Raw genomic sequence first — 12,231 nt, forward strand, 5'->3', positions numbered from 1 at the left:
GCCGCACCGGCTCAAGGTTCGGCAAGCCCGAGTTCGGCCCGATGCCTGAGCCAGCCCTGGCGGACCGCCTCTGCAATCTCGGCCGTTGAGTCTAGCGGCTCATAGCGCGCTCCAGCAAGATGCCCCTCGAAGTGATGCACAGCGCCTTGCCGCTTCAGTGCCTCCAGGAACTTCGCCAGCTTGCCGTGGCCGCCATGCGGTTCGAAGACCAGGATCGGCACGCCGGTCGCGGTCGCCTCGCCTATCATATTGGTCGAATCGGCCGTCGTGACGATTGTGTCGGCATTGGCGAGCAGCGCGACGTAAGGATTCTCGCCCGTGCCGTCCCACCACCAGCCCTGGTGGCGGGTGAAGACCTCCGCGACCGCCGCGTCGAGCGCCGCCGATGTGCGCCGTGAGCGTGAGCCCATCAGCGCCACGCCTGATTGCGCGAGCAGGTCGAGCAGGCCGGCGAAGCGCGCGATATCCTCGGGCCGGAAGCGATGGTGCCGGCTGTCGCCGCCGACGATGACCGCCGCACGTGGCGAGGGCAGGGCCGCGATCGCAGCGGGGGGATGCGCGCGGGCCTGCGCCAGTTGCTCCGGCGCGAGCCGGTGCGGCGAGGTCGTGGTGACGAGCACGTTCCGTCCGCGCAGGCGGTCGTGCTCGGCGACCCAGATGAAGTCTGCTGCGCCGGTCCCTGTGCGCGGGTCCTTCAGGATGGCGGTGAAGCTGCGGCCGTTCGAGGCCTTCTTGACCGCGCGCAGATAGGCGACCGCCCGCCGGCCCGAGGCGATGACGATGTCGGGGAAGGGGGGCGGATCGGGCTGCCTTCCCGCTCCGGCCCTTCGCGGGGGTCGATCGGCCCGCGCGGCATCAGCCAGACGAAAGGCGCGCGCGGCGCGACGCGCCTGATCTCGGGCACGACGCCAAGTCGCTCGGCCACGCCGAGGCACTGCACCTCGTCGCCGGCCTTGCCATCGGTCAGGACCCAGATTGTCGGGAGCGGGTGGGCAGGCAAGGCGGGCGCACTCCTAGAGCCGGATGCGAAAAAGTGGGAACCGGTCTTCCGTATTGATCCCGCTCTCACTTTTGGATGTGAGCCGGATGATTGGGCTGGCACGGTCGATGCCTTGTATCGCGTCTGTGCTGCGTCTACACCAGCGCGACCTTCTTTCGGGGCCTTTCGTGCGTTCAAAACTCGACGACATCGACCTGCGGATCCTACGCGAGCTCCAGGCCGATGGGCGCATGACCAATGTCGAGCTGGCGAGCCGCGTCGGCATCTCGCCGCCGCCTTGCCTGCGCCGCGTCCGCGCGCTGGAGGAGGCCGGGCTGATCACCGGCTATCGTGCCCTGCTCGACGAGCGCAAGCTCGGGCTGGATGTGGTCTGTTTCGCCTTCGTGCATCTGGCCAGCCAGGCGGAGCCCGATCTCGAAGCCTTCCAGGCTCGCATCCGGGCCTGGGATGCGGTGCGCGAATGCTGGAAGCTCTCGGGCGACATCGATTTCATGCTGAAATGCGTCGCGCCCGACCTCAAGGCCTTCCAGGATTTCGTCGGCGATCTGACGGCGCTGCCCAATGTCCGCAATGTCCGCACCGCGCTCGCCTTCGACCGGGTCAAGGACGAGCCGATCGTGCCTTTCGGCTGAGGCAAGAGGCTGTGACGCGGCTCATCCTCCGCAAGGCCGTTCGGGACGATCTTCAGGCGCTCCTGGCGCTTTATGCCGAACTCAGCGCCGATGACGTGTTGCCGCGGCCCGAGGACGCCACGAAGACCTGGGCTGCGATTCTTGCCAATGAGATGGTCACCGTCCATGTCGCCGAAGTCGATGGGCGCGCCGTCTCGACCTGCGTCCTGGTGATCGTGCCCAATCTGACGCGCAAGCAGAGCCCCTTCGCCATGATCGAGAACGTGGTGACGCTGGCGGCGATGCGCGGGCACGGTCTGGGCAAGCGCGTCATCCAGGCGGCTTTCGCCCAGGCCTGGGCCGCCGGCTGCTACAAGGTCATGCTGATGACCGGGCGCTCGGACCCCGCCGTCCTGGCCTTCTACGAATCCTGTGGCTTCGTGCGCGGCAAGACCGCCTTCCAGATCAGGCGGCCTCTCGATTAGAGCGTTTTCGAGCGAAGTGGACACCGGTTCCCCCGCGACAAACGCGAAGCGTTTGCGCGGAGAAAACGCGTTAAAACAAAGAGCAGGAGCTGTTGAACGATCCAATCGGATCGGAAACTGCTCTAGCCCCCGACATAGCGCCTGATCCAGCCCGCATTGGTGCGCACCATGCTGTCGATGCGCGCTGTATCGATGCCGGGCGTGTACCAGTTCCCGGCCATGCCGGCCGAGGAGGAGGACAGCACCGGATAGGTCGCGATGACGCGCCCGTCGGGCCCGATCACCGTCGCTTCCGATTCCATGCCGTCATCGGCTCCCGCTCCGCCCAAGCCGGTCGCTCCACCGGAATAGCTCGGCATGCTGATGCCCAGCACCCTGACCACGAGCGAAGCGCCGCGGCCTTGCAAACTGGGCCCGAGCGCGCCTGCGAGCTCGCGCTCCATCGCGAGCTTGATGCGCGCTGCATTGGGGCCGAGCCCTTGCGTGGTGAGACGCGAGACATCGACCTGGACGGCGCCGGCGGCAAGGGCGGAACGCCCGCTCGCCATCAGGATAACTGGCGCGGCAAAGGCGACGGAGAGAAGGGCGGTGGAGAGAAGGGCGCGACGGTTCAGCATGATCTGCTCCTGTCATCCCGACATTCCCGTCGCGACGCGACAGCGATGCCGACTGCGGAGACTTTAGATCAGGCGCAGGCGCCTCGCCATGGCGGTAGCGCGGTCGTGATCGGGCTTGCGTCGTGATCGGGCTTGGAACGGTTTCAGCCGGAGACGTAGCGTTTGATCCAGGCGGCGTTGGTCTGGATCAGCCCGGTCAGGCGGCGCTGGTCGATGTCGGGCAGATACCAGGGACCGGCCGCGCTCGCGGGCACGGTGGTGAGCACCGGATAAGTCGCGATGATCCGGTTTCCGCGCCCGACCAGCGTGGCCTCGCTGTCGAAGGAATCGGAGCTTTGGCTCGCGCCGCTGCCGACATGTCCGCCGCCACCGCCGCCGCCGGCATAGCTGTTCAGGAAGACGCCGCGTACGGCGACGTTCAGGGTCGGGCCGGCGCCGCGCCGCAGGGTCGGTCCGAGCGCGGCCGTCAGCTCCTGCTCCAGCCCGATCTTGATGGCGAGCGCATTCGAGCCCCAGCCCTGCGCCGCCAGCCTGGAGACATCGACATGAATCGCGCCGATCGACGGAACCTGCGCCTGTGCTTCGGCGCGGCGCAGGGACGCCAGAACCAAGGCAGGCGCCGCCAACGAGGCGGCAAGGACGGTGCGGCGGGTGGTCATGAGCCTGTCTCCAGCGACTGGGCGGGAGGATAGCGCGCCGATCCGACGATTCCCATCCCCGGATAGTGTCTGCGTCACTTTTCGCGGAAACATTGGCGCGCCCCTGGTATGAACGCGGAGCGCGCCTACAGGTTCAAATCGACGAGCTACGCCTCTAGGCGAAACCGCGCGCGATGGCGGCTTTGACGCGGTCCGGGGTGAAGGGAACGGTGCGCAGCCGTGCCCCGACCGCATCGAAAATGGCGTTGGCCAACGCCGCCGGCACCGGCGCACAGGCGGCCTCGCCGGCGCCCAAAGGCGGCTTGTTTGGCCGGTCGATGACATCGATCAGGAGTTCGGGCACATCGGGCATGGTCAGGATCGGATAACTCATCCAGTCGACGCTGGTCACGTGCCCCCGGTCGAACGTGACCTCCTCGAACAGGGTCCGGCTCAATGTCTGCAGGATGTTGCCCTCGATTTGCTGCCTGAGCGCATCGGGATTGATGACCAGCCCGCAATCATGGGCGCAGGCCACGCGCTGAACCCGGATGGCGCCCGTGGCGCGATCGACCTGCACCTCCATGCCAATCGCGACATAGGTCTCGTTGAACTTGTAGTGGACATAGGCGATGCCGCGTCCAACTCCGCTGCCCTGGGGCGAGGGCCGGGCCTGCCAGCCCATCAGGGCGGCCGTGCGCGTCAGCACCTCGATCCCCCTTGGATCGGAGAGCCCGTCGAGGCGGAACGCAACCGGATCTCGCCGCGCGGCCGTTGCCAGATCGTCGATGAAGCTTTCGACGGCGAAGCTGTTGGCGACCTTGCCGGGCGCCCGGATGTTGCTGGGGCGCAGCGGCGAATCCTTCAGCCAATGCACCAGCACCTGGACATTCGGCACGGCATAGGGCGGCTCGGCGTTCTGGGTGATCAGCCCTGTCGAGAGGCCTTGCATCTGCGGGATATTGGCGGCCTCCGGCCCGAGCAGGGGCGGGTTCGGCAGGTTGGCTGTCGCCCGCGGCAGCCACATTTCGGTGCGCCAGGCGGCGATCCTACCATCGGAGTCCAACCCGCCTTCGAGCGACAGGAGCTGCGGCGGGCCTTTCGGGTCCCAGCCATGTTCGTCCTCACGCATCCATTGCAAGCGCACAGGCTGGCCGATCGCCTTGGAGATCATAGCGGCGTCGACGGAGGCGTCGTCATGCCCGTTCATGCCGTAGCAGCCGGCACCGTCGAGATAGACGACCCGCACATTGGCTGGCTGCAGATCGAGGATCCGGGCGCAGATCTGCTGGAGGCGGTGCGTCCCCTGCGAGGCGCTCCAGATCGTCGCCTTGCCGTCGCGCACGTCAGCGACGGAGCAGGAGGGGCCCATCGAGCCATGCGTCTGCAACGGCCAGTAATACGTGCCGGAAAGCTTTTGGCCCGAGGCGGCGAGACTCGCGCCGGCATCGCCCTTCTTGGAGAGCACCTCATCGGCCATGAAGGGGCCGGCGCGCATCCAGTCCTGAACGCGCTCATGGCCGACGAGCGGGGTGTTCTCCGTCCAGCGCGCCTTGAGCGCCCGCATCGCGCGCACCGCATCCCATTCATCCCCGGCGACCACGGCGAGGAAATCATTGATGCGAACGATCCGCGCACCGGGAATGTCGCGGATCGAGGCTTCGTCCACCTCGAGCAGCTTTGCCCCGACCGAGGGTGTGCGAATCACGCGCGCATGGAGCATGCCGGGCAGCTTGAAATCATGGACGTAGACATGTCGCCCGGTCACCTTGGCCGGGACGTCGGGGCGCGCGATTGGCTGGCCGACGAGCTTGTAGCTGTCGGGCGTCCGCAAGGGCGCCTTGGCGTCGAGCTTCAGGTTGAAGCGTCGATCGCCGACGAGCGCGCCGAAGCCGATGCCGGGCCCGCCCGCCTTGGGCCTGATCTCCCCGTCTATGGCATCGAGCTCAGCCGCTGGCCGGCCGAGACGCTCCGCGCCCAGGCGGAGGAGCGCTTCGCGCGCCGTCGCCGCCGCCTGGCGGATCTGCACGCCGCCGCGCACGATGCCGGTGGAGCCGGCGGTCGAGCCCTGATTGGGGGTCAGTGCGCTGTCCCCTTCGACCATGGCGATGCGGTTGAGACCGATGCCGAGCTCCTCGGCTGCCATCTGGGGGATGGCGATGCGCAGGCCGGTGCCGAGATCGACCTTGCCGCAGAACAGCGTTACCGAGCCGTCTGCATGGACGGCGATGAAGCCGTCCACTTCGTTCAGGTCGAGGGTCTTGCCGAGCGCAGCCTCCGCCGCAGGTGCGAGCTGAGCAAGAGCGCGGCCCGCGGGACCAAGCCCGATCACCATGGCGCCGCCCGCCTTGAGCAGGGTCCGGCGCGTGAGAAGCGCGGTCATGGCGTCCTCCCGGCGGCGCGCATGACCGCGCGCAGGATGCGATGATGCGTGCCGCAGCGGCAGAGATTGCCGGCCAGCGCCAGCTTGGCGTCATCGAGCGTGGCATCGGGCTGGCGCGCGAGCAGCGCCGCGCTGGTCATCACCATGCCGTTGGTGCAGTAGCCGCATTGAGCCGCCTGCTCGGCGATGAAGGCCGCCTGCACGGGATGGGGCGTGTCGGGCGTGCCGAGCCCTTCGAGCGTGGTGACGTTCCGGCTGGCGACGGCCGAGATCGGCGTGATGCAGGAGCGCGCTGCATCGCCGTCGATGATCACGGTGCAGGCGCCGCACTGACCGAGCCCGCAGCCGAATTTGGTGCCGGTCAGCCCCAGTGCGTTGCGCAGGACATAGAGCAGCGGCTGGTCAGGGTCGCTGCTCTCCACCGTGCGCGCGGTGCCGTTCACGGAAAAACGATAGGACGCCATGGAGACCCCTCGCGGCAGCGCCGGCACTATCGCCTGCTCCGGCGCGCCGGACAAGGCGCGGCGCTGCTGCTATTGGGGGCATTCCCGGTTTTCCGAGAGGCGGTTTCGTCGATTCCGCGCCATGGTTCGCGAGGACTTGGCTCACGAGGTCATGGCTCGCGAGGCTCGGCCGGCCCGGAAAACCGAGCCGGACAATCGCGCGGCATCCGTCAGCGGAACTGGACGCTGACGACCTCGTAGGACTTGCCGCCGCCGGGCGTGTTGACCTGCACGGAATCGCCGACCTTCTTGCCGATCAGCGCACGCGCGATCGGCGAGCCGATCGAGACCTTGCCGGACTTCACATCCGATTCCGGCTCGCCGACGATCTGGTAGATCTTCTTTTCCTCGGTGTCGTCGTCGATCAATTGCACGGTTGCGCCGAACTTGATCGTGTCGCCGCCGGCGAGCTTGGCGACGTCGATGATGTCGGCACGGCCGATTAGAGATTCGAGCTCCTGGACGCGGCCTTCATTAAGAGCCTGCGCTTCCTTGGCGGCGTGATATTCGGCGTTCTCCGACAGATCGCCATGGGCGCGCGCTTCCGAAATCGCCTGGATGATGCGCTGACGCTGCACCTGCTGGCGATCCTTCAACTCCGTCTCGAGGGCAGCGAAGCCGCCCGCGGTCATGGGAACCTTTTCCATAGTCTCATCCCGAATTGCGAAAGCCAGAAGCCGCCGGCCGCCTGTTTCGCGGCCTGCGTCCGTGGCATTCGATCGTTTTTTAAGGTGCCGAAATCTATGTCCCGCGCGCCGTCGTCAGGCTGCGCGCACGAAATAGGATTGCAGCGATCTAACCTCGAGATCGCCACTGCAATAGGCCTTGATGCCTTCCGCCGCCGCGATCGCTCCGGCCAAGGTGGTATAATAGGGCACCTTGTGCAAGAGGGCCGTTCGGCGAAGAGAGCGCGAATCCGCCAGCGCCTGCGGGCCGTCGGTGGTGTTGAAGACGAGCTGGATTTCGCCGTTCTTGATGGCGTCGACCACGTGCGGGCGGCCTTCCAGCACCTTGTTGATCTTGGCGGCAGCGATGCCTTCCTCCTGCAGCAGGCGCAGCGTGCCGCCCGTCGCCAGGATGCGGAAGCCGAGATCGGCGAGGATGCGCACGCTGGCAACGATGCGCGGCTTGTCCTCGTCGCGCACGGAGACGAAGACCGTGCCCTTGACCGGCACCTTGGAGCCAGCGCCGAGCTGGCTCTTGGCGAAGGCGATGTCGAAGGAGCGGTCGAGCCCGATGACCTCGCCGGTCGAGCGCATTTCCGGCCCGAGCAGCACGTCGACGCCCGGGAAGCGCGCGAAGGGGAAGACCGCCTCCTTGACGCCGACATGGTCGAGCTTCTCCGCCTTCAGCGCGAAGCTCGCCAGGCTCTCCCCGGCCATGATGCGGGCTGCGATCTTGGCGACGGGGATGCCGATAACCTTGGCGACGAAGGGCACGGTGCGCGAGGCGCGCGGGTTCACTTCGAGCACGTAGATGACGCCGTTCTGGATGGCGTATTGCACGTTCATCAGCCCGCCGACATCGAGCGCCAATGCCATCGCCTTGGTCTGGCGCTCCAGCTCGGCGATGGTTTCGGGTGAAAGCGAACGCGGCGGCAGAGAGCAGGCCGAATCGCCGGAATGGATGCCGGCCTCCTCGATATGCTCCATGATGCCGGCGATGAAGGCGTCCTTGCCGTCGCTGAGGCAGTCGACATCGACCTCTATGGCATCAGACAAATAGCGGTCGAACAGCAGCGGGTTCTTGCCGAGCACGGTGTTGATCTGCCCGGTCTTGTCGTTGGGGTATTTTGCCTTGACCTCGGAGGGGATCAGGCTGGGCAGCGTGCCGAGCAGGTAGTTCTCGAACTGGGTCTCGTCATGGATGATCGCCATGGCGCGGCCGCCGAGCACATAGGACGGGCGCACGACGAAGGGCAGGCCGAGCTCGGCGACGATCATGCGGGCCTGTTCGACCGAATAGGCGATGCCGTTCTTGGGCTGCTTCAGATGCAGCTTGTCGAGCAGGCGCTTGAAGCGGTCGCGGTCCTCGGCAAGGTCGATCATGTCGGGCGAGGTGCCCAGGATCGGGATGCCGGCCTCTTCCAGGGCGTTCGCCAGCTTCAGCGGGGTCTGCCCGCCGAACTGGACGATGACGCCATGCAGCGTGCCGTTCTGCTTTTCCGTGTCGAGGATCTCGAGCACGTCCTCGGCGGTCAACGGCTCGAAATAGAGCCGGTCCGAGGTGTCGTAGTCGGTCGAGACGGTCTCAGGGTTGCAGTTGACCATGATGGTCTCGTAGCCGGCGTCGCGCAGCGCGTAGCAGGCATGGCAGCAGCAATAGTCGAACTCGATGCCCTGGCCGATGCGGTTGGGACCACCGCCGAGGATGACGACCTTCTTGCGGTCGGAGGGACGCGCCTCGTCATCGGCCTTGCCGGCGAAGGGCATGGCGTAGGTCGAGTACATATAGGCCGTCGGCGAGGCGAATTCGGCGGCGCAGGTATCGATGCGCTTGTAGACGGGCCTGACGTCGAGCGAGCGGCGCAGCGCCTTGACCTCGGCCTCGGTCTTTCCGGCGACCGCGGCGAGGCGCTTGTCGGAGAAGCCCATCGCCTTGACCTGGCGGAAAGCGCCGGGCGCCTGCGGCAGGCCGTGGGCGCGCACCTTCTCCTCGATGTCGACGATCTCGCGCATCTGGGCGAGGAACCAGGGGTCGATCTTGCAGCTCTCATGGATCTGCTCGTCGGTGAAACCGAAGCGCATGGCCTGGGCGACATGCAGGATGCGGTCGGGCGTCGGCGTCGAGAGCGCGGCCTTGATCGCGTTCTTGTCGTCGCCATGGCCCATGCCGTCGACTTCGATCTCGTCGAGCCCGTCGAGGCCGGTCTCCAGCGAGCGCAAAGCTTTCTGGAGCGATTCCTGGAAGGTCCGGCCGATCGCCATCGCCTCGCCGACCGACTTCATCGCGGTGGTCAGCGTCGGCTCGGCGCCGGGGAACTTCTCGAAGGCGAAGCGCGGGATCTTGGTGACGACATAATCGATCGTCGGCTCGAAGGAGGCCGGCGTCGCGCCGCCGGTGATGTCGTTTTCGATCTCGTCGAGCGTGTAGCCCACCGCCAGGCGCGCCGCGACCTTGGCGATCGGGAAGCCGGTCGCCTTGGAGGCGAGCGCCGAGGAGCGCGAGACGCGCGGGTTCATCTCGATGACAATCATGCGGCCGGTCTCGGGATCGACCGCGAACTGCACGTTCGAGCCGCCGGTCTCGACGCCGATCTCGCGCAGCACCGCCAGCGAGGCGTCGCGCATGATCTGGTATTCCTTGTCGGTCAGCGTCAGCGCCGGGGCCACCGTGATCGAATCGCCGGTGTGGACGCCCATCGGGTCGATGTTCTCGATCGAGCAGACGATGATGCAGTTGTCCTTCTTATCGCGGACCACCTCCATCTCGTACTCTTTCCAGCCGAGCACGCTCTCCTCGATCAGGACCTCGCTGGTCGGCGAGGCGTCGATACCGCGCTCGACGATGTCGATGAATTCGCTCTTGTTGTAGGCGATGCCGCCGCCGGTGCCGCCCATGGTGAAGGACGGCCGGATGATGGCGGGGAGCCCGATGTCGTCGAGGGCGTCGAGCGCCTGGCCGAGCGTCTTGATCTGGTGCGAGCGCGGCGTGTCGAGGCCGATCTTGGTCATCGCGTCGCGGAAGAGCTCGCGGTCCTCGGCCTTGTCGATGGCTTCGGCGGTGGCGCCGATCATCTCGACGTCGAATTTCTCCAGGATGCTGATCTTGTTGCCGTTCGCGTCGGTCAGCGACTTCTTGTTGAGCGAGAGCGCGCAGTTCAGTGCGGTCTGGCCGCCCATGGTCGGCAGCAGGGCGAAGCCGCCGGGCAGGATGTGGCGCTCCTTCTCGATGATCTTGGCGACGACCTCGGGCGTGATCGGCTCGACATAGGTCGCATCCGCCAGGTCCGGGTCGGTCATGATCGTGGCCGGGTTCGAATTGACCAGGACGATGCGGTAGCCCTCGGCCTTCAGCGTCTTGCAGGCCTGGGTGCCGGAATAGTCGAACTCGCAGGCCTGGCCGATGATGATGGGGCCGGCGCCGATGATCAGGATCGTCTTGATGTCTGTGCGCTTGGGCATGGTCTCTGGCCAAATGTTCGCGGGCGCGCGCGGCCCCGGTCCGATCGAGCGAGCGGAGACCAAGCGAGCGCCTGAATGAATGCTAGGCGCTCGCTATAGAGGTGAGGAGCCGCTGGGGGAAGCGGAAAGCGCTTCCCAAGGCTGCTAGCGCACAGATGGTGCGCCGATCGCGATCTCGGTGATGTCGCTGTCGTTGCGCCTGACGGTGCCCTTGCGGCGCCGCGCCAGCCAGAGCATGGCGAGCGCCCCGACCTCGCAGATGGCCCCGACGAAGCCCAGCGGCCAGGTTCCGACATGATGCAATGTCAGCTGGCCGAGCGTGGAGCCGACCGCGATGCCGACATAGAGCGCCGACGCATTGAGCGAGAGCGCGACCACCGCAGCATCAGGCGCCATCGCGGCGAGCCGCGACATTTGCGCGGGATGTCCGGCCCAGCCGGCCCCGCTCCAGACCAGCAGGACGAGCGGAAGGACGAAGACTGCGACTGCGGGTGGCAGCATCACTGCGGCCAGCGAGGCGGCCGCAAGCGCGCCGGCCAAGGTCGTCAGCACGACGAAGAGCGTGCGCTCCGGCCCGTAGCGATCGCTGGCGCTGCCGCCAAGCTGGTTGCCGAGCGCCGAGCCGATGCCGGAGACGACCAGCACCGCGCCGAGCCAGGGGCCGGCGATGCCGGCATGGTTGTCGAGGAAGGGCGCGATATAGGTGTAGAGCGTGAAGGCGCCGGTCGTCCAAAGCACGGTCATCGCCAAGGCGAGCAGCACATCGGGGCGGCGCCCGACCTGGAGGCGCTCCGCCAGCGTGTTGGCGCCGCGCGGCAGGCCCGTGGGCAGCCTCAGCACGATGCCGGCCAGGGCGAGCGCGCTGAACAGGGCGACGAGCAGGAAGGCGAGGTGCCAGCCGCCGAAGGCGACGACGGCGGTGCCGAAAGGCACGCCGAGAATCAGCGCGACCGTCGCACCGCCATTGACGAGGCCGAGTGCGCGGCCGCGGCGCTCGGCCGGGACCAGCGCGACCGCGACGGCATTCGCTGCTGGCATGTAGACACCGGCAGCGAGCGCCATGACGATGCGGGCGAGCATGACCCAGTGGAAATCGCTGACCAGCGCCGCGCCGAGATTGGCGAGGCCGAAGACGATCAAGGCGCCGGCGAGCACGATCTTGCGCTCGACCGTGCCGAGCAGGGTCGAAAGCACCGGCGAGCCGATGGCGTAGGCGATGGCGAAGATGGAGATCAGGAGCCCCGCTGTGTCGGTCGAAATGCCGAAGGCGGTGGCGAGATTGGGCAGAATCCCGGTGATGATCAGGCTGCCGGTGCCGATGGCGAAAGCGCCGCCGGCCAGCCAGAGAAGACGTGCGTCCATCGGACAGTCCTTCCAAACCCGGTTTCCCGGAATTTCAATGATCGTTGAATTTACGTTCGCAGATGCGAGATCGCAAGGGTAATTTCAACGAATGTTGAAACTTGTCAGGAGCGTCGCGATCTCCTATCTCGATCAGGCTATGAAAACGGTTTTCCATCCCGATATCGACGATATCGCCGCGGCCGACGTGTTCGCGGCGCTGGCCGACCCGATCCGGCTCGGCATCCTGGTGGCGCTCGCCGACGTGCCCGAGGTCGACAAGGCGCGTTGCAACAGCTTCTCGGAACTCGCCTCGGCGTCGCTGTTGTCCTATCACTTCGCCAAGTTGCGCGAGGCCGGTATCACGCGCTCCCGCGTCGAGGGCACCTCGCGCTATCTTTCGATCAGGCGCGAGGATCTCGACCGCCGCTTCCCGGGCCTGCTCGACAGCGTGTTGGAGACAGCGCGGCGCGATCCCAGCCTGCCGCGCCTATCGGGCTCGCTGGTCGCATCGTAGAGCGCGGCTGAG

11 protein-coding genes are annotated in these 12,231 nt (G+C 66.8%); 3 read left to right on the plus strand and 8 right to left on the minus strand.

Features of this window, described 5'->3' with window-relative positions; all coding sequences use genetic code 11:
* Positions 1-11: 11 nt before the first annotated feature.
* Positions 12-935: a mitochondrial fission ELM1 family protein gene (locus RMR04_RS08040; protein WP_311914019.1), complete on the minus strand. Its 924-nt coding sequence runs from the start codon at positions 933-935 to the stop codon at positions 12-14.
* Between the two features lie 232 nt (positions 936-1,167).
* On the opposite strand from RMR04_RS08040, the gene RMR04_RS08045 reads away from it, so the two are divergent.
* Both RMR04_RS08045 and RMR04_RS08050 read left to right on the plus strand, forming a co-directional pair.
* The gene (locus tag RMR04_RS08045) at positions 1,168-1,632 is read left to right on the plus strand and encodes an Lrp/AsnC family transcriptional regulator (protein ID WP_092168696.1); all 465 of its coding nucleotides are present in this window, start codon (positions 1,168-1,170) and stop codon (positions 1,630-1,632) included.
* A gap of 11 nt (positions 1,633-1,643) precedes the next feature.
* Positions 1,644-2,096 carry a GNAT family N-acetyltransferase gene (locus RMR04_RS08050; RefSeq protein ID WP_311914022.1) on the plus strand — a complete coding sequence of 151 codons (453 nt, stop codon included), beginning with the start codon at positions 1,644-1,646 and terminating at the stop codon, positions 2,094-2,096.
* Positions 2,097-2,218: 122 nt separating this feature from the next.
* On the opposite strand, the gene RMR04_RS08055 is transcribed toward RMR04_RS08050, so the two are convergent.
* The 7 genes from RMR04_RS08055 to RMR04_RS08085 form a co-directional block, all read right to left on the minus strand.
* Positions 2,219-2,713: a hypothetical protein gene (locus tag RMR04_RS08055; RefSeq protein WP_311914023.1), complete on the minus strand. Its 495-nt coding sequence runs from the start codon at positions 2,711-2,713 to the stop codon at positions 2,219-2,221.
* Between the two features lie 143 nt (positions 2,714-2,856).
* Positions 2,857-3,372 carry a hypothetical protein gene (locus RMR04_RS08060; RefSeq protein WP_310148475.1) on the minus strand — a complete coding sequence of 172 codons (516 nt, stop codon included), beginning with the start codon at positions 3,370-3,372 and terminating at the stop codon, positions 2,857-2,859.
* A 154-nt stretch (positions 3,373-3,526) separates the two neighbouring features.
* Positions 3,527-5,734, minus strand: coding sequence for a xanthine dehydrogenase family protein molybdopterin-binding subunit (locus RMR04_RS08065; protein ID WP_311914024.1), 2,208 nt, complete (start codon positions 5,732-5,734; stop codon positions 3,527-3,529).
* Positions 5,731-6,198 (minus strand): (2Fe-2S)-binding protein, encoded by a 468-nt coding sequence (locus RMR04_RS08070; protein ID WP_311914025.1) that lies wholly within the window; start codon positions 6,196-6,198, stop codon positions 5,731-5,733. Before RMR04_RS08070 ends, RMR04_RS08065 begins: the two co-directional genes overlap by 4 nt.
* 209 nt (positions 6,199-6,407) lie before the next feature.
* Positions 6,408-6,884 (minus strand): transcription elongation factor GreA, encoded by a 477-nt coding sequence (gene greA / locus RMR04_RS08075; RefSeq protein ID WP_311914026.1) that lies wholly within the window; start codon positions 6,882-6,884, stop codon positions 6,408-6,410.
* 114 nt (positions 6,885-6,998) lie between these two features.
* A complete protein-coding gene (carB, locus tag RMR04_RS08080; protein ID WP_311914027.1) occupies positions 6,999-10,361 on the minus strand; it encodes a carbamoyl-phosphate synthase large subunit in 3,363 nt (1,120 codons plus the stop codon).
* Positions 10,362-10,505: 144 nt separating this feature from the next.
* Positions 10,506-11,723: an MFS transporter gene (locus RMR04_RS08085; protein ID WP_311914028.1), complete on the minus strand. Its 1,218-nt coding sequence runs from the start codon at positions 11,721-11,723 to the stop codon at positions 10,506-10,508.
* A gap of 91 nt (positions 11,724-11,814) precedes the next feature.
* On the opposite strand from RMR04_RS08085, the gene RMR04_RS08090 reads away from it, so the two are divergent.
* Complete coding sequence (locus RMR04_RS08090; protein WP_311914030.1) at positions 11,815-12,219, plus strand: ArsR/SmtB family transcription factor; 405 nt, start codon at positions 11,815-11,817, stop codon at positions 12,217-12,219.
* The last annotated feature ends 12 nt before the right edge of the window (positions 12,220-12,231 follow it).

The organism is Bosea sp. 685, assembly GCF_031884435.1.
In the GTDB taxonomy this organism is placed as follows: domain Bacteria; phylum Pseudomonadota; class Alphaproteobacteria; order Rhizobiales; family Beijerinckiaceae; genus Allobosea.

Coding starts and splice junctions, on each gene's coding strand:
- RMR04_RS08055 (WP_311914023.1), bottom strand. CDS start 2,713: ATGCTGAACCGTCGCGCCCTTCTCTCCACCGCCCTTCTCTCCGTCGCC.
- RMR04_RS08060 (WP_310148475.1), bottom strand. CDS start 3,372: ATGACCACCCGCCGCACCGTCCTTGCCGCCTCGTTGGCGGCGCCTGCC.
- RMR04_RS08065 (WP_311914024.1), bottom strand. CDS start 5,734: ATGACCGCGCTTCTCACGCGCCGGACCCTGCTCAAGGCGGGCGGCGCC.
- RMR04_RS08070 (WP_311914025.1), bottom strand. CDS start 6,198: ATGGCGTCCTATCGTTTTTCCGTGAACGGCACCGCGCGCACGGTGGAG.
- greA (WP_311914026.1), bottom strand. CDS start 6,884: ATGGAAAAGGTTCCCATGACCGCGGGCGGCTTCGCTGCCCTCGAGACG.
- carB (WP_311914027.1), bottom strand. CDS start 10,361: ATGCCCAAGCGCACAGACATCAAGACGATCCTGATCATCGGCGCCGGC.
- RMR04_RS08085 (WP_311914028.1), bottom strand. CDS start 11,723: ATGGACGCACGTCTTCTCTGGCTGGCCGGCGGCGCTTTCGCCATCGGC.
- RMR04_RS08090 (WP_311914030.1), top strand. CDS start 11,815: ATGTTGAAACTTGTCAGGAGCGTCGCGATCTCCTATCTCGATCAGGCT.